The sequence below is a fragment of the Rhizobium beringeri genome (genome assembly GCF_004306515.1).
GTDB classification, from domain to species: Bacteria; Pseudomonadota; Alphaproteobacteria; order Rhizobiales; family Rhizobiaceae; genus Rhizobium; species Rhizobium beringeri.
The window spans coordinates 113,936-139,844 of record NZ_SILG01000006.1 but is presented as its reverse complement, the minus strand read 5'-3'; the positions used below and the strand labels follow the sequence as shown (position 1 = coordinate 139,844).

Annotated in this window: 25 protein-coding genes and 2 pseudogenes; 19 read left to right on the top strand and 8 right to left on the bottom strand. The window is 60.1% G+C overall.

From position 1 onward, the window contains the following. Positions 1–101 precede the first annotated feature (101 nt). Together ELH03_RS34945 and ELH03_RS34940 are read right to left on the bottom strand one after the other, a co-directional pair. On the bottom strand, positions 102–1,046 hold the full coding sequence (locus ELH03_RS34945) for a helix-turn-helix domain-containing protein (protein ID WP_432444814.1): 945 nt from the start codon (positions 1,044–1,046) through the stop codon (positions 102–104). A 170-nt stretch (positions 1,047–1,216) separates the two neighbouring features. Further along, positions 1,217–2,152: a helix-turn-helix domain-containing protein gene (locus tag ELH03_RS34940; protein WP_130767511.1), complete on the bottom strand. Its 936-nt coding sequence runs from the start codon at positions 2,150–2,152 to the stop codon at positions 1,217–1,219. Between the two features lie 53 nt (positions 2,153–2,205). Between ELH03_RS34940 and ELH03_RS34935 the strand changes: the two genes are divergently transcribed. Both ELH03_RS34935 and ELH03_RS34930 read left to right on the top strand, forming a co-directional pair. Then, positions 2,206–3,768 carry a 4-hydroxyphenylacetate 3-hydroxylase N-terminal domain-containing protein gene (locus ELH03_RS34935; protein ID WP_130767510.1) on the top strand — a complete coding sequence of 521 codons (1,563 nt, stop codon included), beginning with the start codon at positions 2,206–2,208 and terminating at the stop codon, positions 3,766–3,768. A gap of 9 nt (positions 3,769–3,777) precedes the next feature. After that, complete coding sequence (locus tag ELH03_RS34930) at positions 3,778–4,290, top strand: flavin reductase (protein WP_003550320.1); 513 nt, start codon at positions 3,778–3,780, stop codon at positions 4,288–4,290. Positions 4,291–4,411: 121 nt separating this feature from the next. On the opposite strand, the gene ELH03_RS34925 is transcribed toward ELH03_RS34930, so the two are convergent. Both ELH03_RS34925 and ELH03_RS34920 read right to left on the bottom strand, forming a co-directional pair. Further along, positions 4,412–5,890 (bottom strand): aldehyde dehydrogenase, encoded by a 1,479-nt coding sequence (locus tag ELH03_RS34925; RefSeq protein ID WP_130767509.1) that lies wholly within the window; start codon positions 5,888–5,890, stop codon positions 4,412–4,414. 58 nt (positions 5,891–5,948) lie between these two features. Next, a complete protein-coding gene (locus ELH03_RS34920; RefSeq protein ID WP_130660210.1) occupies positions 5,949–7,400 on the bottom strand; it encodes an APC family permease in 1,452 nt (483 codons plus the stop codon). Between the two features lie 323 nt (positions 7,401–7,723). Between ELH03_RS34920 and ELH03_RS34915 the strand changes: the two genes are divergently transcribed. From ELH03_RS34915 to ELH03_RS34890, 6 genes and pseudogenes are all read left to right on the top strand, one after another. Then, the gene (locus tag ELH03_RS34915; RefSeq protein ID WP_105008684.1) at positions 7,724–8,509 is read left to right on the top strand and encodes an IclR family transcriptional regulator; all 786 of its coding nucleotides are present in this window, start codon (positions 7,724–7,726) and stop codon (positions 8,507–8,509) included. Continuing rightward, positions 8,510–9,781 (top strand): Tm-1-like ATP-binding domain-containing protein, encoded by a 1,272-nt coding sequence (locus ELH03_RS34910; protein ID WP_130767508.1) that lies wholly within the window; start codon positions 8,510–8,512, stop codon positions 9,779–9,781. Beyond that, on the top strand, positions 9,778–10,428 hold the full coding sequence (locus tag ELH03_RS34905) for an HAD family hydrolase (protein ID WP_105008682.1): 651 nt from the start codon (positions 9,778–9,780) through the stop codon (positions 10,426–10,428). Before ELH03_RS34910 ends, ELH03_RS34905 begins: the two co-directional genes overlap by 4 nt. A gap of 17 nt (positions 10,429–10,445) precedes the next feature. Then, the gene (locus ELH03_RS34900) at positions 10,446–11,807 is read left to right on the top strand and encodes an aspartate aminotransferase family protein (protein WP_130767507.1); all 1,362 of its coding nucleotides are present in this window, start codon (positions 10,446–10,448) and stop codon (positions 11,805–11,807) included. A 1-nt stretch (position 11,808) separates the two neighbouring features. After that, the gene (locus ELH03_RS34895; RefSeq protein WP_130660213.1) at positions 11,809–13,092 is read left to right on the top strand and encodes an aspartate aminotransferase family protein; all 1,284 of its coding nucleotides are present in this window, start codon (positions 11,809–11,811) and stop codon (positions 13,090–13,092) included. 8 nt (positions 13,093–13,100) lie between these two features. Next, positions 13,101–14,085, top strand: a pseudogene (locus ELH03_RS34890) (phosphotransferase enzyme family protein). 14 nt (positions 14,086–14,099) lie between these two features. Here ELH03_RS34890 and hpaR read toward each other — a convergent pair. After that, a complete protein-coding gene (hpaR, locus tag ELH03_RS34885; RefSeq protein WP_020397623.1) occupies positions 14,100–14,573 on the bottom strand; it encodes a homoprotocatechuate degradation operon regulator HpaR in 474 nt (157 codons plus the stop codon). Positions 14,574–14,695: 122 nt separating this feature from the next. Here hpaR and ELH03_RS34880 point away from each other — a divergent pair, with 122 nt between their 5' ends. The 7 genes from ELH03_RS34880 to hpaI all read left to right on the top strand — a co-directional run bounded on the left by ELH03_RS34880 (position 14,696) and on the right by hpaI (position 21,709). Beyond that, on the top strand, positions 14,696–15,088 hold the full coding sequence (locus ELH03_RS34880; RefSeq protein ID WP_003577044.1) for a 5-carboxymethyl-2-hydroxymuconate Delta-isomerase: 393 nt from the start codon (positions 14,696–14,698) through the stop codon (positions 15,086–15,088). A gap of 43 nt (positions 15,089–15,131) precedes the next feature. Further along, positions 15,132–16,649 carry a 5-carboxymethyl-2-hydroxymuconate semialdehyde dehydrogenase gene (gene hpaE / locus ELH03_RS34875; protein WP_130767505.1) on the top strand — a complete coding sequence of 506 codons (1,518 nt, stop codon included), beginning with the start codon at positions 15,132–15,134 and terminating at the stop codon, positions 16,647–16,649. A gap of 38 nt (positions 16,650–16,687) precedes the next feature. Next, positions 16,688–17,668 (top strand): 3,4-dihydroxyphenylacetate 2,3-dioxygenase, encoded by a 981-nt coding sequence (hpaD, locus tag ELH03_RS34870; protein ID WP_130767504.1) that lies wholly within the window; start codon positions 16,688–16,690, stop codon positions 17,666–17,668. A gap of 66 nt (positions 17,669–17,734) precedes the next feature. Further along, positions 17,735–19,189 (top strand): NADP-dependent succinate-semialdehyde dehydrogenase, encoded by a 1,455-nt coding sequence (gene gabD / locus ELH03_RS34865; RefSeq protein ID WP_130767503.1) that lies wholly within the window; start codon positions 17,735–17,737, stop codon positions 19,187–19,189. A gap of 20 nt (positions 19,190–19,209) precedes the next feature. Beyond that, positions 19,210–20,079 (top strand): fumarylacetoacetate hydrolase family protein, encoded by an 870-nt coding sequence (locus tag ELH03_RS34860; RefSeq protein ID WP_130767502.1) that lies wholly within the window; start codon positions 19,210–19,212, stop codon positions 20,077–20,079. 2 nt (positions 20,080–20,081) lie between these two features. Further along, positions 20,082–20,885, top strand: coding sequence for a 2-oxo-hept-4-ene-1,7-dioate hydratase (gene hpaH / locus ELH03_RS34855; RefSeq protein WP_003577036.1), 804 nt, complete (start codon positions 20,082–20,084; stop codon positions 20,883–20,885). An 11-nt stretch (positions 20,886–20,896) separates the two neighbouring features. Further along, positions 20,897–21,709, top strand: coding sequence for a 4-hydroxy-2-oxoheptanedioate aldolase (gene hpaI, locus ELH03_RS34850; RefSeq protein WP_130767501.1), 813 nt, complete (start codon positions 20,897–20,899; stop codon positions 21,707–21,709). 101 nt (positions 21,710–21,810) lie between these two features. Here hpaI and ELH03_RS34845 read toward each other — a convergent pair whose 3' ends face one another. Together ELH03_RS34845 and ELH03_RS34840 are read right to left on the bottom strand one after the other, a co-directional pair. Then, positions 21,811–21,981, bottom strand: a complete 171-nt coding sequence (locus tag ELH03_RS34845) for a hypothetical protein (RefSeq protein WP_245504928.1) — start codon at positions 21,979–21,981, stop codon at positions 21,811–21,813. Positions 21,982–21,986: 5 nt separating this feature from the next. Then, complete coding sequence (locus tag ELH03_RS34840; RefSeq protein WP_245485474.1) at positions 21,987–22,340, bottom strand: transposase family protein; 354 nt, start codon at positions 22,338–22,340, stop codon at positions 21,987–21,989. A gap of 69 nt (positions 22,341–22,409) precedes the next feature. Here ELH03_RS34840 and ELH03_RS34835 point away from each other — a divergent pair, with 69 nt between their 5' ends. Then, on the top strand, positions 22,410–22,853 hold the full coding sequence (locus ELH03_RS34835; protein ID WP_130660217.1) for an ester cyclase: 444 nt from the start codon (positions 22,410–22,412) through the stop codon (positions 22,851–22,853). A gap of 219 nt (positions 22,854–23,072) precedes the next feature. On the opposite strand, the pseudogene ELH03_RS34830 reads toward ELH03_RS34835, so the two are convergent. After that, a pseudogene (locus ELH03_RS34830) lies at positions 23,073–23,165 on the bottom strand (short-chain dehydrogenase); the annotation flags it as partial. A gap of 49 nt (positions 23,166–23,214) precedes the next feature. Here ELH03_RS34830 and ELH03_RS34825 point away from each other — a divergent pair. The 3 genes from ELH03_RS34825 (at position 23,215) to ELH03_RS34815 (ending at position 25,884) form a co-directional block, all read left to right on the top strand. Continuing rightward, a complete protein-coding gene (locus ELH03_RS34825) occupies positions 23,215–23,919 on the top strand; it encodes an IS6 family transposase (RefSeq protein ID WP_130767500.1) in 705 nt (234 codons plus the stop codon). Positions 23,920–24,034: 115 nt separating this feature from the next. After that, complete coding sequence (locus ELH03_RS34820) at positions 24,035–24,925, top strand: LysR family transcriptional regulator (RefSeq protein WP_130660218.1); 891 nt, start codon at positions 24,035–24,037, stop codon at positions 24,923–24,925. 164 nt (positions 24,926–25,089) lie between these two features. Beyond that, positions 25,090–25,884 carry an SDR family NAD(P)-dependent oxidoreductase gene (locus ELH03_RS34815; protein ID WP_105008650.1) on the top strand — a complete coding sequence of 265 codons (795 nt, stop codon included), beginning with the start codon at positions 25,090–25,092 and terminating at the stop codon, positions 25,882–25,884. The last annotated feature ends 25 nt before the right edge of the window (positions 25,885–25,909 follow it).

Below are 25,909 nucleotides of genomic sequence, written 5' to 3'. Positions count from 1 at the left end.
AGGAGTATGACGGGGCAGAAGAATGCCGTCTTGGGCAGGAGCGCGCCGCGACTTGGTCTGAAACGCAACAGGCCGGCGGCTCATCAAGTATTCAAACCGCACTATCGTGCGATTGATGTCACCGGCCTGAGCAGATCGGTCGGCGCGCAGTCGAACAGATCCTTGAAGCTGCGATTGAAATAGGAAATATCATTGAAGCCGGCCGAATAGGCGACTTCCGCGATCGTCCTTGGGCTTCTTTGATCTTTGATCTGCGCGATCTTTTCACGCACGAGGCGCAACCGCTTGTCACGGATGACCGTGGTGCAGGTCATGCCGATACCTTGAAAATCCTGCTGCAACGTGCGGATGGATACGCCGATCCGTGTCGCCAGCCACTTGGCGCTAAGATCGCTCTCGGTCAGGTGTCGGTCGATCAGTATGTCGACCATTTCCAGCCGACGCGAAGCGCTGTCGTTGAGAGCCGACATGGCGTCGCCGTTTGAGACGAAGGCCTGTCGCGTCGCATTGAACATCAGGTGCCGCAGATTGGCAGACGCGGCATCCGATGCCGAATTGGACATGATCTTCGCCACCAGCGCACGCAGCATCATTGCCATCGGGTCAAAGGCCTCGAGTTTGCGGGCGATGTCAAAATCGATCGGGCTTTCGGCATACATGATCTGGCGTGGTAAATGCAGCGACAGATGATTGCTGAACTGTCCACCGAAATGGAATGTCGTCGGCCGGGTCGAGTCGACGAGAATGCAATCACCGACATCCAGGACTGCCTGGAGGCCGACGTGCTCGAGACCACAGGACCCTTCCAGCTGCATGATGAGAAAGAGATGTTCGTTGGCGTCCCGGCGAATGTCATCCCAATCTCGATGGACGCGATCGAGATCATTGGAAACATGGGCGAACTCCATACCGCAGACATCGATACGCCGGGCTGCCCCGGTTACGGCCTTGCCGCTCTCCATTGCTTTCGGATTGAAGTTGCCGCAGATCGATTGGAGATCACTGGTCCATTGATCATAGGGAACGGTTGCCCATGCGCGTTGCATCAGGGCCTGATTGTTCAAGAGCTCCAACTCTGCCTCCCAACAGTGTCAGTCAACGACATGTCCGTCTCGCGCGACTCTCCCACAAGCGCAAAAAGGCGGCAACACCTGAGACCGGTAAACTGAAAGAGTGTCGAAGATCGATCGCCCTGTCAATATATTTCACATGTTAACTAGAAGCCGCCATCCCGACTCTTCTCACCAGCTATGTTTTGCCGCCGCCATTCACTGGGCGGCATACCGGTCCGCGCGCGGAAAAAGCGCGAAAAATAAGCGGCATCCTTCAAGCCCACCTCATAGGCTATGTCCTCGAGCGATCGGATGGTGAAAAGCAACAGCCGTTTGGCCTCGAGCAGGCGGCGCTCGGCGATCATGTCCTTGACGCCCTGGCCGAAAGCCATGTGCCCGGCCTTGGCAAGAAGATGCGGCGTGGTGCCGAGGCTCGAAACGTAGCGCGCAACCGGCCAGTTCTCACGAAAATGCCGGTCGATCAGCCGTCGAAGGTCACCAGCAAGCAGGCGTTGTGGCGATTGTGCCAGCATCGGCGCGTCGGACGCCAGGCGTCCGATCTGGGTCAGCATGGCGGCAACCAATGGTGAAAGGATCGTATCGGCCTGGCCTCTCCCCTCGGCGTACTCCTCCAGAATTAGTTGCATGGTCCGCCGAAGTCTCTCCCAGAACGCCTCCGCGCCCTGCCCCGTCACCATCACCGGGCGATCCAGCGGCAGCGTCGTCTGACCGGCGATCGACGGCAGCAGACTGTCTGCGATCGACACGACGACCGCGTCCGAAACAAGCGGATCGACGTTGAAGCCGTGGATGACGCCGCTCGGCACGAAGCTGACGGCAGGCGCCAAAAAGTCCAAACGTTGATCTTCTATGAAATAGGATCCGCTGCCGCTGGTCCAGAAAGTGACCTGCGTCATCCGATCATGTTTATGGGCTCGAACCTGGCCGGAATGGAGATTTGCGCGCGCCATCACCGTTTCGACATGAAGAAATCCGATCTCCAAAGGGCGATCCGGTTCGCCGTAGACAAAGAAACTTGGGACGATGTCGTTCATGCTGGCCGCCGTAAAAAGTACAAGTGATTTCCCTATTCTGTCCATGGTGGAAGGCGAACGCAAGGACTAGCATTTGTCTCAGATCAAGGGAGGACGACATGCGATCAGAAGATTTCCGGGCCAATACCAAGCGGCCCTTCACCGGTGAGGAATATCTGGCATCCCTGCGTGACGGGCGGGAGGTGTACATCAATGGTGAGCGTGTCAAGGACGTGACCGTGCATGCCTCGATGCGCAATTCCGCCCGCTCGCTCGCCAGGCTTTACGATGCGCTGCATGCGGAAAAGACCAAGGAACGGTTGACATCGCCCACCGACACCGGCTCTGGGGGCTACACCCACAAATATTTCCGTGTTGCAAAGTCCTCCGCCGATCTCGTCGCTCAACAGGGTGCGATCGCCGACTGGGCCCGCATGTCCTATGGATGGATGGGCCGAACCGCCGACTACAAAGCAGCATTGATGAATACGCTGGGCGCCAATGCCGACTGGTACGGTCCCTTCAAGGACAACGCACTCGCCTGGCACAAGCGTGCCCAGGAAGCGGCCCTCTTCATGAACCACGCGATCGTGAACCCGCCGATCGACCGCCACAAGCCGGCGGATGCCGTAAAAGACGTATTCGTTCATATCACCAAGGAAACCGACGCCGGCATCTACGTCTCGGGCGCCAAAGTGGTGGCGACGTCCTCTGCTTTGACGCACTACAATTTCCTGGCACAGAGCTCGGCGACGGTCACCGAAGACCCGTCGCTGTCGGTGATGTTCATCGTCCCGATGAATGCGCCCGGCATCAAGATGTTCTGCCGCGTCTCCTATGAGGAAACGGCAAATCGTGTCGGCACGCCATTCGACTACCCGCTCTCTTCCCGCTTCGATGAGAACGATGCCATCCTGGTTCTGGACAACGTCTTCATCCCCTGGGAGGATGTGCTGGTCCTGCGCGATGCGCCGAAGATCCTGTCCTTCCATCCCGCTTCCGGCTTCATGCACGGCTACTGCTTCCAGGGCTGCACGCGTTTCGCCGTCAAACTCGACTTCCTGGCGGGCCTGCTCGCCAAGGCTTTGCGGGCGACCGGCGGCGATGCCTTCCGCGGCAATCAGGCCGCACTTGGTGAAGTCATCGCGTTGCGCCACATGTTCTGGAGCTTCTCCAACGCCATGGCCTACAATCCGATCCCTTGGGCGAACGGCGCGGTGCTCCCCAATCTGGAGGCGGCCCTTGCTTACCGTACCTTCATGTCGGAAGCCTATCCCCGCGTCATCGAGACGGTCCGCAAGGTCGTCGCCTCGGGACTGATCTACCTGCCGTCCTCGGCCAAGGATTTCGGCAATCCGGAGATCGACCGCTATCTCGGCCAGTATGTGCGCGGCTCCAACGATATGGGCCATATCGAACGCATCAAGATCATGAAGCTGTTGTGGGACGCAACCGGAACCGAGTTTGGCGGACGGCATGCGCTCTACGAATTGAACTATGCCGGAGCGCCGGAAGAAGTCCGGCTTCAGGTGCTGAAGGGGGCCGAGCGTGGCGGACGGTTGCGCGAAATGGAGGCCTTGGTCGATACCTGCATGAGCGACTACGACGAAAACGGCTGGACCGGTGACACCTGGTTGCCGCCGATCGGCAATGCAGATCAGTTCAAGTCCGCTGCTGAATAGGAGGCGACCATGGAGGAGGCCTTTTCCAAAACCGAGTTCCGCAACGCCATGGCGCGCGTTTGCGCGCCGGTCAACGTCATCACCACCAATGGTCCCGCCGGTCGCGGCGGGTTCACCGCCACGGCCATGTGCAGCGTCACGGATGAGCCGCCGACGCTGCTCGTCTGCATGAATAGCCGATCCGCCCAAACTGCCCTGTTTCTGGAAAACCACCGGTTCTGCGTGAACGTATTAAGTCACGACCACAGAGAGCTAGCCGGGAAATTCGCCGGAGCAACCGCCGATATGGAGGCGCGCTACGCCTCTGCGGATTGGGTCGCAATGCCTTCGGGCACGGATGCTCTCGCCGACGCGATCGTGTCGTTTGATTGCGAGCTGTCCGAGGCAAGACTTGTCGGCAGCCATCACATCTTCATCGGACGGATCGCCGGCATCAGATCCCGCCCCGATGGAAACGCGTTACTGTATTTTGACCGGAATTACGTTCATGTCCCGACGCAAATTGGCAGCTTCGGAGGTTGAAGGTATTCGCTGTCAGCCGCGTTGCTGCTGACAGCGAATGGGCTGCGCGCGGGAGCCTTTAGCTTTAGATGCATCCGACATTTCAACTGCGCCCCTGCTCTCAGCAAAGTGTTCGACTAAGCTAGAGCTGGATCCACGCCGTCTTCAGATTATGGTACTTGTCCATCGCATGCAGCGACTTGTCATGGCCGTTGCCCGACTGGCGGATGCCGCCGAGCGGCACGGTGTTGTCGGCGCCGCCATAGGTGTTGACGTGGACGACTCCAGCCTTGACTCCCCGCACCATGCAATGGGCGCGCGACAGATTGCCGGTCCACACGGCTGAAGCGAGACCATAAGGCGTGGCATTGGCTATGCTGATTGCCTCTGCATCGTCATCGAAGGGAATGATGGAGAGGATCGGCCCGAAAACCTCCTCTTTGGCCAGCGTCATCTCCGGCGTCACGTCGAAAACGGTCGGCTGCATATAGAAACCGCCGGTGTCTTGAAGAATGCGCCCGCCGCCGGTTCTCAGTCTTGCGCCTTCGGACAGCGCCTGGGCGGCGAAACCGAGGTCCTTCTCGAGTTGGATCTCGCTGGAGATGGCGCCGGATTCCGTCGAGAGCAACAGCGGATCGCCAACCTTTATCTTTTCAGCAATGGCTGAGATCCGTTCTGCGAAGGCTTCGTGGATCGACCGCTCGACCAGGAGCCTCGATCCGGCAACGCAAACCTGCCCCGAATTTCTGAAGATGCCGAATGCCGAGACCTTGGCGGCCTGTTCGAGGTCCGGCGCATCCGCGAAGACGATGTTGGGCGATTTGCCGCCCAGTTCGAGATAGACCCGCTTCAGGTTGGAGCGCGCCGAATATTCGAGCAGCCGGCGGCCGACGCCGCCGGAGCCGGTGAAGACGAGAACATCGATATCGCCATGCAGGCCGATCGCCTCTCCGGCGACCGTGCCGCGGCCGGTGACGACATTGAGTACACCTTCCGGCAAGCCGGCTTCAGCACACAGCGCCGCCAGTTTCAGGAGACTGAGCGATGCGCCTTCGGCGGGCTTCAGCACCACGGAGTTGCCGGCTGCCAGCGCTGGCGCAATCTTCCAGGCACCGATCATCATCGGGAAATTCCATGGCACGATAGCGGCGACGACGCCGACGGGTTCGCGGTGGATGAGGCCGAGAACGCTTTCGGAGGTGGGGGCAATCTCGCCGTAGACCTTGTCGACGGCTTCGGCGTAATAGCGGAAGGTGGCGGCCGCGCTGCCGGGTTCGGCCTTCAGGGCCATACTGATTTCCGTCCCGTTGTCGCGCACGCCGAGCACCGCCAGTTCAAGCGCATCGCGCTCGATCAGCTCGGCGATCCGGAAAAGGATTTTCTTGCGCTCTGCGGGCGCTGCCTTCGACCACGTGCCTTTCTCGAAAGCGGCGCGCGCAGCCTTGACGGCCAAATCGACATCGATTGCACCGGCATCGCCAATGGTCGTCAATTTCACGCCGTCGATCGGCGAGATGACATCCATGGTCGCACCGCTCTGAGGTACGCGCCACTCGCCGCCAATGAACAGCGACTGCGGCGAGACGACGTCTGAGCGGAGTTTGTCGATCTTGTCCTGCATCTCAATCTCCTCACGAAAGAAATGGCGGACCAGCGTCCGCCATCATGATCCAGATATGTCAGGCTTCCTGTCCGGCGCCGAGCCGGGCAAAACCGGCAGCATCTTCCGACTTCAGACGGGCAGCTGCCATCAAGCCGACAATGGCGGCAATCACCACCAAGCCCGGCAGAAGCACGGCGAGCACACCGCTTGCGCCGGCGATCGCGCCGAAATTCACGGTGATATAGTAGACTAGTCCCAGAAGGATGATGCCGGTGATCACCGGGAGGACCTTGGTCACCAGAACGTTGCCTTCGAGGCCGGGATTGCGGCTGAAGAAGGCGACGATGGCGAATGCGGTAAAGGCCATCAGCAGGATGATGGCAAGCGTGCCGACGTTGGTGAGCCAGGAGAAGAGGGCAAGCACCGGATCCTGGCCGGTAAAGGCGAAGAGCGCGATGACGAGAACGGCGATAATCGTCTGGATCACCGAACCGACATGCGGGCTCTGGAATACGGGGTGGGTGACGCCGACGGATTTCGGCAGCAGACCTTCGCGGCCGGCGACATACATGTAGCGGGCGACACCGTTGTGGAAGGCGAGCACGCCGGCAAACAGGCTGGTGATGAAAAGCACGTTCATGACTGGGACGATCCAGTGGCCGACATAGCGTTCGGCAAGGCCGAAGAGGAACGTCGTCGGATCGGCAAGGCCCTGCAGTTCGGGAACGAGTTTGTCGGCGCCGGCGCCATTGACCATCAGCCAAGAGGTCAGCATGTAGAAGAGGCCGATGATAAGGACAGAAATATAGGTCGCGCGCGGCACGGTCTTGTGCGGCTCGCGGGCTTCTTCGCTGTATATCGTGGTGGCTTCGAAGCCGATGAACGCTGCAAAGCAGAAGAGAATCCCGATTGCCGGCGTTCCGCTCATGAAGGCAGCGGGCGTGAAGGGTGCGGCCGAGATGCCGCTGTCACCGCCCTTTAGGAAGATAGCCGCGTCGATGACCAGCACGACGACATATTCAAGAATGACAAGGACGGTCAATACCTTGGCCGAGAGATCAACGCGCCGATAGCCGAAGACCGCGACGACGGCGATGCCGATATAGGTCCAGACCCACCAGGGCAATTCAAGGCCGATGCCCGCGAAGAACCCCGCGGTTGCCGCACCGAAGAGACCGAAAACGCCAATCTGCATGGCATTGTAGGCAAGGATGGCGATGAGGGCGGCGGCACCGCCCATCATGCCGCCGAGACCCTGGGCGGTATAGGCATAAAAGGCGCCGGCATTGCGGATGTGGCGGGCCATGGCGACGTAGCCGACCGCGAACAGCACCAGGATCGCCGTGACCAGCAGGAAGGTCAGCGGGATGCCCGCGCCGTTGCCGAGCATCATCGACAGAGGCACACCGCCGGCGACCGCCGTGAGCGGCGCTGCGGCCGAAACCACCAGAAATGTCACGGCGCCGACGCCGAGACTGTTTTTGCGCAGCTGGTTTTCACCTGCGCCTGTTGAGATTTGATTGTCCATTTTGCTCAAGTTCCCCTTGTTGCAACTATCCGATTGCGCTCCGGGAAAACGCGTCCTCCCAAAATCGCCGTCATTTCGAACCGGACTAATCTGCCGCGTTTTTTCTTTTGCTCTTGGCCGCGCGCAGGTCAGCGCATATGGTTCACATATTGAACCAGTGCTTCAAATATAGACTTGCAAATAATGGCTACACCTGTCAAGTTATTTCGCATGTTAAGTAGTTTGTGCCAGCATTGAGGACCCGGCATCGACGGTGATGACCCAGACAGGTGTCCGTAACACCGACCGGTATCGAACGACGACCGGGCAAAAAAGGAAACTGCATGAGCACCGTCGGAAAAGCGCTGTCCTTGCTGGACAGCCTGTCGCAACTCAACCACGAAGCGGGACTGACGGACATCGCCCGTCTCTGCGACCTCGACAAGGCGACGGCCCGCCGCCTGCTTGTCGAGTTGGAAAAGCATGGCTTCGTCGAGCAGGATCCGGAGACGCGCAGATACCGGATCGGTTCAGCTCCGGTTCGCCTGGCGCGGATTCGCGAGGCGCGCTATCCGTTCCTGCGGGTCGCTATCCCCTTCGTAAGGGAGCTCGCTGAAAAGTCGGAGGAAACAGTTCATCTCGCCGAATTCAGCGGCAGCACACTTTCAACGATCCATGTCGAGGACTCACCGCGCGCGCACCGGGTCATCGTCGAGATCGGCACGCGCCTGCCTTTCCACGCTACGGCATCAGGCCTCGCCTATCTGGCCTTCTCCAATAAGAAATACATGGAGTCGGCCCTGTCGCAGCCACTGGAAGCCTTTACCGAACACACCGTGACCGATCCGGCGGCCGTCCGCAAAATGATAGACGAAACGGTCGCGCGCGGATTTTCGATCAGCAGCCAGGGTCTCGAGGTCGGCGTCGTCAGCACCGGAGCTCCCATTCTTTCGCCGGCAGGTCAACCGATCGGTTCCATCACCATCGCCGCGCCGCTCGCACGTGCGCGCGCCGCCACTCTGGCGAGCTTCGGCGCAGCCGTCGTCGACACAGCCAAACGCATTTCAGAAAAATACTACGGGCCGGAGCGGCCTTCGGGAACAAAAACGCAAACAAAGAGGACCGGTTGAATGAGCCCAGCAGAGCCTTCGCCAGAGCAAACACGCCCGCCCAGCATCCTTGTGATTGGAACCGGTGACACCAAATCCGACGAGCTTCAGTTCATGGCGGGCATCATCCGCGGTGCAGGCGCAAAACCGCTCATGGTCGACGTCAGTATCTTGTCAGATCCGCCTTACACACCGGATTTTTCCCGGCACGACATCGCCAAATCGGCGGGAACCTCGATCGAAGCGATCATTGACAGCGGCGACGAAAATTCAGCGATGGCGCTGATGTCGACCGGCGCTGCGGCTCTCGTCGGAACGTTGCATGCGAGCGGAAAGGCGGATGGCATCATTGTTCTCGGCGGCTCGATGGGCACGGACCTTGCGCTTGACGTGGCGGCGGCCCTGCCGCTCGGCGTTCCCAAATTCGTGGTCTCGACGATTGCCTATTCGCATCTCGTGCCGCCGGAGCGCATCTCCCCGGACCTGATGATGATACTCTGGGCCGGCGGACTTTACGGATTGAACGATATTTGCCGCGCCGTGCTTTCCCAGGCCTGCGGCGCCGTCGTCGGGGCTGCCCGCTCCAGCATGAAGCCCAAGGCGGACCGGCCGTTTATCGGAATGACCTCCCTCGGTTCCACCTGCCTCAAATATATGAAACATTTGAAGCCGGAGCTTGAAAAGCGCGGCTATGAGGTCGCAGTATTCCACTCGACCGGCATGGGCGGACGGGCCTTCGAGGCGATCGCCGCGCAGAAAGGCTTTGCCGCGGTGTTCGACTTCTGCATGCAGGAAGTCGTCAACCACCAGAATGGCACCGTTGTCACCTCTGGTCCGGACCGCATGGAAAATGCGGGCCGCGCAGGCATACCGCAGATCGTTGCGCCCGGCGCCGTCGATATGGTGGACCTGCCCGCATGGCAGCCGCTGCCGGCGGCACTTGCCGACCGACCTTATCACGCACACAACCGGCTGATCGGCTCCGTCACCACCTCGCCGGAAGGACGCCGGGCGACGGCTGCGCTGATCGGAGAAAAACTTGGCGGAGCGCAGGCGCCGGTCGCCCTGATCCTGCCGCTTGCAGGCATACAGGAATGGGACCAGCCAGGCGAACCATTGCATGATCCGGAAGGCCTTTCAGCCTTTATCGACGCGATGCGCCTGGCCCTCCCCCCATCCGTCGTCTTGCATGAGGTCGATGGTCACATCAACTCCCCCCAATTCTCCACAAAAGCCCTCGCCGTATTCGATGCGTGGGTTGCACAGGGCATCATCCCGGAAGGCAGACCATGACAGGTGATCGCGCACTCATTCTCGATTTCGGCGGCGTCGTGACCCGCACGCTGTTCGAAACGCACGACGTCACCGAGCGGGCGCTTGGCCTTGCCGCCGGCACGCTCACCTGGCGCGGTCCGTTCGACACGACGACCGATCCGCTCTGGGTGTCGATGCAGAGCCGCGAGATCACCGAACGCGACTACTGGATGACACGGACCGCGGAAGTCGGCCGGCTGGTCGGCGAAGAGTGGACCGACATGAAGACCTTCGTCCAGCGGGCGCGCGGCGCCGATGCCGATCTCGTGCTGCGTCCGGAGGCGCGAGATGCCATCACGCGCGCCAAGGCCGCTGGCCTGCGGCTCGCCATCCTGTCGAATGAACTCGATCTTTTCTACGGTGTCGAATTCCGCAAGCGCTTCACGCTGATCGATCTCTTCGACGTTATCGTCGATGCCACCTACACGAAGATCCTGAAACCGGATCCGCGCGCCTATGAACAGGTGATCGCCGAAGTCGGGCTTCCGCGCGAGGCCTGCGTCTTCGTCGACGATCAGCCGAAGAACATTGAGGGCGCCACCGCCGTCAAACTTCCCAACGTCCATTTCGACGTTACTCGCCCCGCGGACGGCTATGCCCGCGCCCTTTCCATGCTTGGACTTTGAACGAAGAGGACTGCGATATGCGCGAAACCAATTTTTTGACCGAAAACAACGCCCGTCATGTCTGGCACCCGATGGCGCACCCGGCCGACATGTTGGCCAACCCGCCGCGCATCATCAGGGCGGCTTCCGGTGTCGAAATCACTGATATCGACGGCAAGACGGTGCTCGATGGCGTCGGGGGGCTCTGGAACGTCAACCTCGGCTATTCCTGCGATCCGATCAAACAGGCCATCCGTGACCAACTCGAGGAACTCCCTTATTATTCCGCCTTTCGCGGCACTACCAATCCGCCGCTGATCGAACTGTCTTACGAACTGGCTGAGTGGTTCAAGGAAGACGGCCTCAGCCGATCCTTCTTCACCTCGGGCGGCTCGGATTCCGTGGAGACATGCCTGCGGCTTGCCCGCCAATATCACAAGGTGAACGGCCAGCCGGAGCGCACCAAATTCGTGGCGCTGAAGAAAGGCTATCATGGGACCCATTTCGGCGGCGCCTCCGTCAACGGCAATTCCAACAACCGTCGCAACTACGAGCCGCTGCTCCCGGGCGTTTCGCACCTGGCGGCTCCCTATGGCTACCGCAATCCCTTCGGCACCGACGATCCGGCTGAAATCGCCGCGGCCATCGGTCGTCAGTTCGAAGACGAGATCGCCTTCCAGGGCGCCGATACGATCGCCGCCTTCATCATGGAGCCAGTTCTGGGTGCCGGCGGCATCATGGTGCCGCACGAAACCTTCATGCCGCTGATGCGTACCATCTGCGACAGGAACGGCATTCTTCTGATCGCCGACGAGGTCATCACGGCCTTTGGCCGCACCGGCGCCTGGACGGGATCACGCCTGTGGGGCACCAGGCCCGACCTGATGTCGACCGCCAAGGCGATTACCAACGGCTATTATCCCTTCGGTGCGGTAATGATTTCCGACAAGATCGCGGAAGCTTTCGAGGCAAACAAGAACACCGTCGGCACCATCGGCCATGGCTACACCTATTCCGGCCACCCTGTGGGTGCAGCGGCGGCGCTGGCGACGCTCAAGGAAACCAAGCGCCTCAACGTGGCCGCCAATGCAGGCGCGCGCGGCAACGAACTGCTGGCCGGTCTGAACAGACTGAAGGAAAAACACGAACTGATCGGCGACGTGCGCGGCAAAGGGCTGATGTGCGCGCTGGAACTGGTGACGGATCGCGCGACAAAGACCGGCGCGCCGAAGGATGTGGTCCAGCGCCTGCAAGACGCGGCCTACGACGCCGGCGTGATGGTGCGTACCTCCGGCTCCAACGTGATCATCTCGCCGCCGCTTATCATCACCACGGCCGGTGTAGATCGGATCCTCGCCGCACTCGAGGCAGGCCTGACAGCTGCCGCGGGAGGCAAATGACATGGCCGAAAACGCAGCACTTCTCGCCCGTCGCGAGCGCCTTCTTGGCCGAAACATGTCCACCTTTTATGACGAACCCGTGCAACTGGTGCGTGGAGAAGGTGTCTGGCTGTGGGACGCGGACGGCCGGAAATATCTCGATTGCTACAACAATGTGCCGCACGTCGGCCATTGCCACCCGCGCGTGGTGGACGCGATCACCCGGCAAGCGTCGACGCTGAATACCCACACGCGATACCTGCATGAGGGCATCCTCGACTATGTCGAGCGGCTGACATCGACGTTCGACAAGAGCCTCAATACTGCGATCATGACCTGCACCGGCAGCGAAGCCAATGACATCGCGTTGCGCATGGCACAGGCGGTCACGGGAAAGACCGGTGTTATCGCGACCAACCACACCTACCACGGCAATACCGCGGCCGTGTCGCAGCTCTCTACCCGTATGCCCCCCGTCGGCGGCTTCGGCGGTCATGTCCGCCACGTGCCGGCGCCCGACAGCTATCGGCCACTGGGTGGCATGCCCGGCGAAGCCTTTGCCGAGGCTTTCGCCGCTGAAGTGGAAAAAGCGATCGCTTCGCTACAGAGCAGCCCGCACGGCTTTTCGGCGCTCATCATCTGCCCGTTCTTTGCCAATGAGGGATTTCCCGACCTGCCCACGGGCTTTCTCGACAAGGCAATCACTGCCGTGCGCAAGGCGGGAGGGCTTGTCATATCCGACGAGGTGCAGCCGGGTTTCGGGCGCACTGGCGGCCATATGTGGGGCCACCAGCGCGCAGGCTTCGTGCCCGACGTGGTGACGCTCGGCAAGCCGATGGCCAACGGCCATCCGGTCGGCGGCGTCGTCGCCAATGCCGACACGCTGAACGCCTTCCGCAAGGCCTTTCGCTATTTCAATACCTTTGGCGGCAATCCGGTTTCCTGTGCTGCGGCCTTGGCGGTTCTCGATGTGATCGAAGATGAAGGGCTAATGGAAAACGCCCGGACCGTCGGTGCCTATGCGCAAGACGGACTCAAGCGCCTGTCCGAGAAACATGACGTCATCGGCAACGTGCGTGGCAGCGGCCTGTTCTTCGGGGCGGAGCTTGTTCTCGACCGCGAAAGAAAGACCCCGGCGCCGGACATCGCCACAAAGGTCATCAATGACATGCGCGCGCGCGGCGTTCTGATGGGCAAAATCGGGGTGCATCAATGCGCGACCAAGATCCGGCCACCCATGCCATTTTCGAAGGAGAATGCCGATTTGATGCTTTCCACGCTCGACGACGTTCTGTCCGGATTGTGACGGTGGCCATGTCGGAACATGAAACCACCTCTTTCATGGAGGCGCTGAGTGCGCGGGCATGGGAAGCGCTTGCCAGCTGGGAGCTCGGCGCCCAGATACCCCAGCTACTGAAATACCGGGAGAATGCGGTATTCCGGGTGACGCTCAGGAGCGGCGAGCCTGCAGCCCTGCGGCTGCACCGGCCTGGCTATCACAATAAAAGTGCATTGGTCTCGGAACTCTCCTGGATGGCAGCCTTACGCGAGGCGGGCCTGCGCGTTCCGGCACCTGTTTCCACGCCGGACGGACGCCAAACCGTTGCACTTGCGGCAAATCCTGAGTTCGGTGAGCAATACGCCGACATTGTCAGCTGGATGACCGGCAGCCCGCTCGGCCAATCAGGTGTTCTTCTCGCGCATTCCAGGGAGCGCCTCGTCGTTATTTTCCGCCTGCTGGGTGAAGCGATAGCCCGGATGCACGCAGCCACCGATGCCTGGAAACCACCGGCCGACTTCCACCGCCCGACATGGGACGGCGATGGTTTGCTTGGCAGGCAGCCGCTTTGGGGCCGATTCTGGGATTGTGCGGGACTGTCGCCGAATCAGGCGATGCAATTATCGGATCTCAGGCTTTTCCTGCGGGAGAAAACCGATGCACTCCGCCATCTCGACTATGGTCTCATCCATGCCGATCTCACATGTCGAATTGATCGACTTTGATGATGGAGGCTACGGCTGGCGGATGTTCGACATCGCCACAGCCTTGTTCAAGAATCGCGGCGAGCCGCACTACGAACTCATCAAGGCAGCTTTGATCGAGGGATATCGCGGCGTGCGGTCGCTACCGGACAGCGCCCTTGAAACCCTGCCACTCTTCATGGTTCTGCGCAGCATCACTTATATCGGCTGGATCGGTGAGCGAATTGGGACGCCTGATGCGGCAGAGCGGCTTCACCGCTATGTAGCCGATGCTCTGGCGCTGGCAGACAGCCTCCAAACCGGCGCCAGCAGATAGGAGCGCAGGCCGTGCTATTTGTTCAGCGTCGCCAGTTCGTCGAGCATGTCGAGCAAGGTATCGATGCGCTCGCGGCCGAACCGCTGCTCAAGCGCGGTATAAATCATCCGACTGTCGGGACTGACCTCGTTGATGATCTTCAGTCCCGCGGCCGTGATCTGCAACAGTATCCGGCGTCCGTCTTCAGCATCCTTGCTCTTGGTGATGAAGCCGCGCTCCTCGAGAGACCGAATGATCCGCGTCAGGCTCGGAGCAAGGATAAAGGCCCGCTCCGACATTTCCGAAGCATCCAGTGTTCCGGCCTCTGCCAGAATGCGAATGACGCGCCATTGCTGTTCCGTCACATCATGCAGCGCCAGCATGGGCCGGAAGTGCCCCATCACCGCTTCACGCGCCCGAAGCAACGCAATAGGCAGCGAGCGGCGCGTATCGCGGGGCAGCAGGGCATCCTGCATTATGCCGTTATTGTCAGGGGATTGTTTGGTCATAAGGGTTCTATGGATCAATTTCTTGAACCGCGCAACGTGGCCGGCAGACACGATGCCCTTGACAGAGCCGACAAAATATTTAACATGTTAAATATACTGAGGTCGTGGCGCGGGGAGGAACGATGCCGCATTTCACCATGGATTATTCGGCTAATCTCGACGGAAAAGTGGACTTCGCCGCGCTGTGCCGTGTTGTCCACACCGAGATTCTCGGCACGGGTCTGTTCGAGACCGGTGCCGTGCGGGTGCGCTCCATCCGGTGCGAAGCCTATGCGATTGCCGATCTGCTCGATGAAAACGCCTTCATCGATATGTCCTTTCGTATCGGCGAAGGTCGTAGCCAGGAAGACAAGCGGCGGACTGGCGAAGCGATCTTTGCCGCCGTCACGGAACACCTCGGAAAGTTGTTCGAGACGCCGCACTTCGCCCTCACCCTCGAAATCCGCGAAATCGACCCGGCGCTGAGCTGGAAGAAAAACGCCATCCACCCGCGCCTGCGCAAGACAAACGGTTAGCGCCGCAGCGAGTGACCGCAAGCAGGACACATCGGAGAAAAGCATGTCGACACTTGAAGAAAACATCGCAAAGGCCGAAGCCTATTTGGCTCGCTTTCGCAAAGACGGCGTACTGAACCATATCGCTGGCGAGGCCATGCCTGCAGCCGATGGCACCACGTTCGACATCATCTCTCCGGTCGATCTGAAGGTTTTGGCAAAGGTGGCACACGGCAAGGCGGCGGATGTGGACCGGGCGGCACAAGCCGCAAAAGCCGCCTTTCCTGCCTGGGCCGCGATGTCGGGCGACGCGCGCAAGAAACTTCTCCATAAGATTGCCGATGCGATCGTGGCACGTTCCGAAGAGATCGCGTTCGTCGAATGCATGGACACCGGCCAATCGCTGAAATTCATGGCGAAGGCAGCCCTTCGCGGAGCAGAGAACTTCCGCTTCTTCGCCGATCGCGCCGTGGAAGCCCGTGACGGCAAAACGCTGCGTGGGGATGGTCAAGTCAACATCACCACCCGCGCACCCATCGGCCCGGTCGGCGTCATTACGCCATGGAATACGCCCTTCATGCTGTCGACATGGAAGATTGCACCGGCGCTCGCCAGCGGCTGCACGATCGTCCACAAGCCGGCGGAATTCTCGCCGCTGACTGCGCGGCTGCTGGTCGAAATCGCCGAAGAGGCTGGTCTGCCGAAGGGGGTCTGGAACCTCGTCAACGGGCTCGGCGAGGACGCCGGCAAGGCACTGACCGAGCATCCTGATATCAAGGCGATCGGCTTCGTCGGCGAGAGCCGCACCGGTTCGATGATCATGAAACAGGGCGCCGACACTCTGAAGCGGGTACATTTCGAACTCGGCGGGAAGAACCCCGTCATCGTTTTTGCCGATGCCGATCTGGATCGCGCAGCTGATGCTGCCGTCTTCATGATCTATTCGCTGAACGGCGAGCGCTGCACCTCATCCTCTCGCTTGCTGGTGGAGGAAAGCATCTACGACCGCTTCACGGCGATGGTCGCCGAGAAGGCCAAGCGCATCAAGGTCGGCCACCCCCTCGATCCAGAAACTGTGGTCGGCCCGCTGATCCACCCCGTGCACGAAAAGAAGGTGCTGGACTATATCGAGATCGGCAAAGCCGGCGGCGCGACGGTAGCCGCTGGCGGCGCGAAATTCGAAGGGCCGGGTGGCGGATGCTACGTATCCCCCACCCTCTTCACCGGCGCCAACAACCAAATGCGCATTGCGCAGGAAGAAATCTTCGGGCCTGTTCTGACCGCGATCCCCTTTAAGGACGAGGCCGATGCCCTGGCTCTTGCCAACGACGTGCAATACGGCCTGACGGGCTATCTCTGGACCTCGGACGTCACCCGTGCTTTCCGCTTCACCGATGCCCTGGAGGCCGGGATGATCTGGGTGAATTCGGAAAACGTCCGCCATCTGCCGACCCCTTTCGGCGGCGTCAAGAATTCCGGCATCGGCCGTGACGGCGGCGATTGGTCCTTCGATTTCTACATGGAGACCAAGAACGTTGCTTTCGCCACCAAGGCGCATGCGATCCAGAAACTCGGCGGCTGAGTGCACCGGACACCCTATTGAATTTGGAGGAGAACCCCATGCCCCTGCCCACACCCAATCTTTATCCGCCCTTCAACATCGTGCGCCTCAGCCATGTCGAGCTTGCCGTGACCGACCTTGCGAAATCGCGCGCTTTCTACGTCGACACGCTCGGCTTGCAGGTGACCGACGAAACGGCAGACACGATCTATCTGCGTGCGCTCGAAGAACGGGGCCATCACTGCATCGTCCTGAAGAAAGAAGCCGCCGCCGAAGCACGCGATCTCGGCTTCAAAGTGTTCTCCGACGAGGACCTCGACAAGGCCGAACATTTCTTCAAGGGCAAGGGCCTGCCGATCGAATGGGTCGAGCGGCCCTACCAGTCGCGCACGTTCCGCACGCGCGATCCGCACGGCATTCCGCTGGAATTCTATTCAAAGATGGATCGCCTGCCGCCGATCCACCAGAAATATGCCCTCTACAGAGGCGTAAAGCCGCTTCGCATCGATCACTTCAACTGCTTCTCACCGAATGTCGACGAAAGTGTTGCCTTCTACAATGAGATCGGCTTCCGCGTGACGGAATACACCGCCGATGAAGAGACCGGAAAACTCTGGGCGGCATGGACGCACCGCAAGGGTGGCGTCCATGACATCGCGTTTACCAACGGTCGCGGTCCGCGTTTGCATCACACCGCGTTCTGGGTTCCGACGCCGCTCAACATCATCGACCTGCTCGATCTGATGGCGACCACCGGTTGGCTGCCCAATATCGAGCGCGGCCCCGGCCGTCACGGTATTTCGAATGCCTTCTTCCTCTATATCCGCGATCCGGATGGCCACCGCATCGAGATCTATTGCTCGGATTATCAGACGGTCGATCCCGATCTCGAGCCGATCAAATGGGATCTCAAGGATCCGCAGCGCCAGACGCTCTGGGGGGCTCCGGCGCCGAAATCCTGGTTCGAGGAAGGCAGCACCTTTGCCGGTACCGAGATGCGTGATTCCGTGCTGAAGGCCCAGCCGATCGTCGCGCCTTGAATTTCCCCAGCTGGGCGGACGTGAAAGCGTCCGCCGTTTATTTTAATGCTTGGTGAGGAGCCAGCCATGAAATTGCAAGATCCTTCCTTGTTCCGCCAAGCCGCTCTTGTCGGCGATAATTGGATCGAGGCCGATCCGAACAACGCGATCGAGGTGAACAACCCGGCGACTGGCGAGATCATCGGCCGGGTTCCTAAGCTGGGCGCCGCCGAAACCAGGACGGCCATTGAGGCTGCCCGCGTGGCCCAGAAGGGCTGGGCTGGGCGCACTGCCAAGGAACGCTGCGCGATCCTGCGCAAATGGTACGAGCTGATGATCGAAAACAAGGACGATCTTGGCCGTATTCTGACCCTGGAACAGGGCAAACCGCTGGCGGAGGCGACCGGTGAAATCGTCTATGGTGCGAGCTTCATCGAATGGTTTGCCGAGGAAGGCCGCCGCATCTACGGCGACCTGATCCCCGGCCACCAGCCCGACAAGCGCATCATGGTGATGAAGCAGCCGATCGGCGTCGTCGCGGCAATCACGCCGTGGAACTTCCCCAATGCGATGATCACCCGCAAGGCCGGTCCCGCCTTTGCCGCCGGCTGCGCCATGGTGCTGAAGCCCGCATCGCAGACGCCGTTCTCGGCGATCGCGATTGCGATCCTGGCAGAACGCGCCGGCCTGCCGAAGGGCCTCTTCAGCGTCATCACCGGCTCGGCCGCGGCCATCGGCGCCGAGATGACCTCGAACCCGGTGGTGCGCAAGCTGACCTTTACCGGTTCGACCGAAATCGGCACCGAGCTCTACAAGCAGAGCGCCCCAACCATTAAGAAACTCGGCCTCGAGCTTGGCGGCAATGCGCCGTTTATTGTCTTTGACGATGCCGACCTCGATGCTGCGGTCGAAGGCGCGCTGATTGCCAAATACCGCAACAACGGCCAAACCTGTGTTTGCGCCAACCGCATCTATGTCCAGGACAGCGTCTATGGCGCCTTCGCCGCGAAGCTGGCGGCGGCCGTCGGCAAGCTGAAAACCGGCAACGGCTTTGACGAAGGCGTCATCCTCGGACCGCTGATCGACAAGGCGGCGCTTGCCAAGGTCGAGGAGCATATCGCAGACGCGGTGGGCAAGGGTGCGCGCGTCGTGCAAGGCGGCAAACGGCATGCGCTGGGCGGCACCTTCTTCGAGGCGACCATCTTGGGCGAGGTCACCAAGGACATGGCGGTGGCGCGCGAGGAAACCTTCGGGCCGCTGGCGCCGCTGTTCCGTTTCAAGGACGAAGCCGACGTCATCGAGCAGGCTAATGACACCGAGTTCGGCCTCGCCTCCTACTTCTACGCCAAGGATCTCGCCCGGGTATTTCGTGTGGCCGAGGCGTTGGAATACGGCATGGTCGGCGTCAATACCGGCCTGATCTCGACAGCGGAAGCGCCGTTTGGCGGCGTCAAACTGTCGGGTCTCGGCCGTGAGGGCTCGAAATACGGCATCGAGGAATTCACCGAGATCAAATATGTCTGCCTCGGCGGCATCGGCTGAACTGAATAGGAAGAAAAACGATGTCCCACCAGAAGTTTGTCAGCTTTACCCGCAACGACCACAGTGGATACGGCGTTCTTGCCGGAGATGGAATCATTGACCTTTCCGCCCGCCATGGCACGAAGTGGCCAACGCTGCGCGAGGTGATTGCCGGCGGCGCGCTGCTGAAGCTCGCCGAGGAAGCGGCGGCCTTGGAGCCCGATTTCCCGGTGTCGGACATCCGCTACGAAATCCCTGTTCCCGCCCCGGAGAAGATCATCTGCGTCGGCGTAAACTTCCCCGACCGCAACGAGGAATACAAGGATGGGCAGGCAGCGCCTTCCAATCCCTCCCTGTTCATTCGCTTTCCGCGCTCCTTCACCGGCCACGATCAGCCGCTGATCCGACCGCCGGAAAGCCCGCAGCTCGACTACGAAGGTGAAATCGTCATCATCATCGGCAAGGGCGGCCGGCGCATTCGCGAGGCTGAGGCACTATCCCACATCGCGGCGCTGTCTCTGTGCAATGAGGGCACGATCCGCGACTGGGTCCGCCACGCCAAGTTCAACGTCACCCAGGGCAAGAATTTCGACCGCACCGGCTCGATCGGCCCCTGGCTGATCCCGTTCACGGACGAGGCGCAGATCGCCGACATCAGGCTCGAAACCCGCGTCAACGGAGAAGTTCGCCAGAGCGAGCGCACCAGCCGGATGATCTTTTCCTTCCGCAAGATCATCAACTACATCTCGACCTTCACCACGCTGGTTCCCGGTGATGTGATCGTCACCGGCACGCCGACCGGCGCCGGTGCCCGCTTCGATCCGCCGATCTGGCTGAAGCCTGGCGATGTCGTAGAGGTCGAGGCCGATGGTATCGGCATCTTACGCAACACGATCGCAGACGAGGTTTGACCATGTTGACACCCGATGAGATCCGCCAGGCGGCCGAACGGCTTGACATCGCAGAGCGGACACGCGTCCAGACCGGTCTCTTGTCGCTGCAGTACGCCGGCATGACGATGGACGACGCCTATGCGGTGCAGTCGGCCTGGGTCAAGAAGAAGGTCGCTTCCGGTCGCAAGGTGATCGGCTGGAAGATTGGCCTGACCTCCAAGGCGATGCAGTATGCGCTGAACATCGACATTCCCGACTCCGGCGTCCTGTTCGACGACATGATGTTCGAGGACGGCGAGACGATTGCGAAGGATCGTTTTATCCAGCCACGCATCGAGGCGGAAATCGCCTTCATCATGAAGGCGCCGTTGAAGGGGCCCAACGCCACGGTCTTCGACGTGCTCAATGCCACCGACTATGTGACGCCGGCGCTGGAAATTCTCGATACGCGGATCCTGCGTGTCGATCCGGACACGAAGAAGGCCCGTACCATCGTCGACACGATTTCCGACAATGCGGCCAATGCCGGCATCGTGCTCGGCGGACGCATGGTGCGACCCGACACTGTCGACATGCGCTGGATGGGCGCAATTGTCAGTCGCAACTCCGAGGTCGAGGAAACCGGTCTGGGGGCCGGAGTTCTCAACCAGCCGGCGCGCGGCGTTGCCTGGCTTGCCAATCGGCTGGCTGAATATGGCGACGGCATCGAGGCGGGCCAGATCGTCCTTGCCGGTTCCTTCATTCGCCCGGTCGAAGCACGCCACGGCGATACGATCGTTGCCGATTTCGGACCCTACGGTACCGTTAGCAGCTATTTCGCATAGGAGAGATGCCCATGCCGGCGCCAAAAAACATATTCAAGGCGGCCTTGACGGAGAAGCGTCCGCAGATCGGCCTCTGGCTGGCGCTCGCCAACCCCTATACGGCCGAAATCTGCGCTGGCGCGGGCTATGACTGGTTGCTGATCGATGGTGAGCATGCCCCGAACGATATCCCTCTGATGATGGCGCAGTTGCAAGCGCTCAAGGGTTCGCCGAGCCATCCGATCATCCGGGCGCCGATCGGCGAGCCCTGGCTTTTGAAGCAGATCCTCGATATCGGCGCGCAAACCGTGTTGGTGCCAATGGTCGAGAGCGGCGACCAGGCGAAGGCAATGGTGCGCGCCGTGCGTTACCCGCCGCACGGTATGCGTGGGGTGGGCGCGGCCCTCGCCCGCGCTTCGGCATTCAACCGCATTCCCGACTATCTGCAGACGGCCAATGAGGAGATTTGCCTGCTGCTGCAGATCGAAAGCCGTGCCGGATTGGCCGCACTCGATGACATCGCCACCACCGCCGGCGTCGACGGTGTTTTTATTGGACCAGCCGATCTTGCCGCCGACATGGGCCATCTCGGCAGGCCTGGCGATGCCGAGGTGCAGCAGGCAGTTGAAGCGGCGCTGATCCGCATCCAGTCGCACGGCAAGGCCGCGGGCATCCTCACGGCTGATAAGGCATTGGCCAAGCGCTATGTGGAACTTGGCGCCACCTTCGTCGCCATCGGCAACGATGTTGGCCTTTTGGCAAACGGTGCTTCACGCCAGCTCACCGATTTTCGGAACGCTGGCGCGACCACCGCCAGAAGTTCGGGCACGGCAAAGGTTTACTAATGCGCGTCGCAATCTTTCAGCTTCGCTGCTCTGACGCTTTAGATCTTTGGTTTCCCCCATGTCGTGGTCGCAAAACTGCTACACAGTTTTGCGGGGTATGCTCAAGATGCTGCTACCCTCTGGATAAGCCCCCGAAGCGCGGCGAGCTGTTCTGCGATCAGCCGCCGTGTCGTCTCGTCAGTAAGCTCGCCCTGCGCCGAGATCTTGCTGGCTGCATCTGCGATCATGATCTCCGGCTTGTTCAGCACGAATGCATCGAGATAGAGCAGCACCTGTCTCAGGTGGTATTGCGCCCGCGCACGCTTACGGGCAGCATGAGCCTTTTGGCAGAGGTGGCCGCTGGCCTGCCACCCAGAGCAAGTCCGAGATGATGGACGATGTGGTCGAGCCTGGCAGTTCGCCGCGACGAAGGCGCGAGAACGTCCCCGTCAAAGCGCTCGGTGAAGATTCGCCGGCCGCACAACACTGCGTCGCAGTGGAATCGTCGCGCATCAATGACAAGCCGAACAGGCTTTCCCACCAACGGCAGGTCAGCCAAGCGTCGTTGATATCGACTGTGGATTCGTTCCGACCTTGTTCCGCAGATCGGGCAAAGGCTTGCTGTGCTCGCCGGACGAATTGCGATCAACATGACCCCGTCATCAATGGCTGTATTGTAGACCACAAAGCCGCGAGGAACGAGCGTCGACGACCGGAGCGAATGACCCATGGTGCTGATTCCTTATGTGAATCCAACATCAGCCAGCACACGCCGAAACACACACTGGCCGATTTGTACCAAGGATACATCGACTGCCTCAACGCTCAGGACTGGGACAATCTTGGAAAATATGTCGCCGACGAGGTTGGCTATAACGGCGAGATGGTAGGCCTTGATGCCTATCGACAGGCGCGGGAGAAGGAATTCCGTGAGATCCCAGACCTGCGTTTCGAGGTCCGGCTTCTGGTATCCGACCAGAAAACGGTGGCGAGCCGCCTTGAATTTGACATCAGTCCAAGCGGCGAGTTCCTGGGCGTTCCCGTCAACGGGAAACGCGTGAGGTTTTCCGAAAACGTCTTCTATGAATATGAAGGCGACAAGATTATCGAAGTATGGTCGGTGCTCGACAAAGCGGCGATCGAGGCCCAGCTCTCCCGGCCCTGATGCAAGGCACCAGTGAAAGACCGCCGTGCCAGTTAGGACGATTGTTGCTTTGGCGCGGGAACGAGACCTGCAAACCTGTCTTGAGTGAGGGCAAGATCGCGCGTCAAGCGCGATCTTAATCGGTCGACCGACGGGGGACCGGATCCCAACCGGCCCCTGGTCAACCATTGATCCTCTGCCGCCGATTGAATGGCTGCAAATATGAGGATTGTCGTTCAATTAGATCCGCGCACCACCTGTCGCATCGATCATCTGGCCCGTCGTCCAGCGCGCTTCGTTCGATGCAAGGAAGGCGATGACGTCGGCGACGGGTGTTGTCACATAAACGCGGCGTCAGTGAACTGGACATAGAGACGGTGGAATCAAGAGTCCTGCCGTCAGCTACAAGCGCCACCGTTTCCCGCAACAGATCATCTCGAACGCGGTCTGGCTGTATTTCAGGTTTCCGCTGAGCTTACGCCTTGTCGAGGAGATGCTGCTGGAGCGCGGAGTTGTCGTTTCGTATGAAACGATCCGGCGATGGGGTCGGAAATTCGGACCGGCATACGCAAAGCTACTCCGTCGCAGGCGGCCGTCGCGCCGGGATGTCTGGCATCTGGACGAGGTGGTGATTTCCATCGCAGGCAAGAAGCACTGGCTTTGGCGTGCCGTTGATCAAGATGGCTATGTTCTCGACGAGATTGTTCAGAGCCGACGCAATACGAAGTCCGCCAAGCGATTGCTCGTCAGGCTATTGAAGAAAGCAGGCATGCCGCCCACGCGGATCATCACCGACAAGCTCCGCTCGTATGGCGCGGCCAAGCGAGAAGTTATGCCGGCTGTCGAGCACCGATCCCACAAGGGTCTCAATAATCGAGCGGAAAATTCCCATCTGCCACTGCGGAAGCGGGAGAGGACGATGCAAGGCTTCCGATCACCGGGAAGTCTGCAGCGCTTCATCTCGATCTTCTCCGCGCTTCGAAATCTCTTCGTCCCCCCAAGTCATAAACGATCCGCGCTGTCCACCCACATTCATCGCATCCGCGCAATAGCGCACTGGAAGGCCGTCACCGGCGCTACCGCTTGATTGCAGACGGCTTGCGACAAACACCGCTCACGCTCGATAACGTGACAACTCCGTGTAAAATTATATGCTCGAATGGTCGGAGGTCTGGCGACCTTCTATATCGTAAGGTAATAAGATGGATCGGCTTTCCGAGCTCGAGGTGTTCCTTGCAGTCGTCGAGACGGGCGGTTTCACGGCAGCCGCCCGGAGAACCGGCACGTCACAGCCGGCAGTGAGCAAAGCGATCGGTACGCTCGAAAATCGTCTGGGCGTTGCACTCTTTAATCGCAGCACCCGAAACGTCACCTTGACTGATCAGGGACGAAGATACTTCGACAGAATGAAACCTTTGCTCGAGGAGATCGAAGACACCAATCGAGAAGCCATGGGCAGCGGCGCCGACATGTCGGGATCGATCCGCATTGCGGTACCCACCACGTTCGGTCGACTTCATATTCTGCCCGTCGTTCCGAATTTGCTGGCCGAATATCCTAATCTCCAAGTGGATCTAGTTTTATCGGATCTTCGGCGGGACATGGTCGAGGATCGGGTCGATCTGGTGATAAGAGTGGGAGCTGTCGAGGAGCCCGATGCCGTCGTCAGGCGCGTGGCAAAGACCCCTCTCGTGTGCGTAGGCTCGCGCCGATACTTCGAAAAGCACGGTGTCCCTTTAGAGCCTGCCGAGCTTGCACGTCATAATTGTCTCGTTTACGGCGGCTTCGAGGAGTCGGCGAATTGGCCATTCGTCGGCCCGAAAGGTCATTTTAGCGTGGCTGTGCGCGGAAACCTCACCTCCAACAGCATGGAGACGATCCGTGCGGGTGTGCTTGCCGGCGTCGGCATCGGCATGTTCACCAAGGCGTCCCTCGTCGAAGAGCTTTCGCATCCCGACGTGGTGACAATCCTCACCGACTATGTCCGGGACACCAGAGACGTCAGCTTTATCTGGCCCAAACGTCGGTTGGTTTCCGCGCGGGTCCGACGCGTAACTGACTTTTTAGCCGCATCGCTGGAAGGGCTGTTCTGACTTATCATAACGCCCTGTGAGAAGTCCGGTAATCGCTACGCTCGTAGACGAAGCATGGTCGTCATTTATTCCATTTGAATATCAATATCATGCTGATTTGGCTTATTATCGCTGTTTCTAGCATGCGCTATGAAGAATGATCGTCGCAATCAGAAAGAACGATCATGAACATTTCACTTGCAGGGCGCAAAGCAGTCGTCACCGGATCCACTGCCGGCATTGGTCGGGCGATTGCAGAGGGCTTGGCGCGCGCTGGCGCGTCAGTCGTTGTCAATGGCCGTAGCGAGGGCCGGGTCGCCACCGCGGTGGCTGAGGTCAAGGCGCTCTTCCCGGACGTCGAGATCACCGGCGTTGTTGCGGATCTGGCCACCAAGGAGGGCAGCGCGGTTCTCGCTGCCAAAGCCCCCAATACTGATATCCTCATCAACAACGCGGGCACAGCCAACCCCAAACCCTTCTCGGATCTCACTGACGAAGACTGGCTGGGTCTATTTCAGCTCAATGTTATGAGCGGCGTTCGCGCGGCACGTCATTATTTGCCGAAGATGACCGAGCGTGGCTGGGGCCGCGTCGTGTTCATCAGCAGCGAATCCGCACTCGCCATTCCGAAGGATATGATCGACTACGGTATGACCAAGACTGCCCAGCTGGCGATTTCGCGAGGGCTTGCGGAAACCGTTGCCGGGACGGGCGTAACTGTCAACTCGGTACTTCCGGGTCCGACGAATTCAGAAATCATGTCGAACTGGATGGCAGGGACCGCCCGTGAACAGGGGATCACCCAGGAAGAGGCAGAACAGCAATTCCTGAAGGCAATGCGCCCGACAACCCTCATCAATCGGTTCACCAGCACGGAAGAGGTAGCCAACATGGTCGTCTATCTTTGCTCGGAGCAAGCATCCGGTACGACCGGGTCCGCCATGCGCGTTGACGGTGGCGTGCTTAGGCAGATCGCCTGATCCATCCAGAACCGTAGCTGTTAGG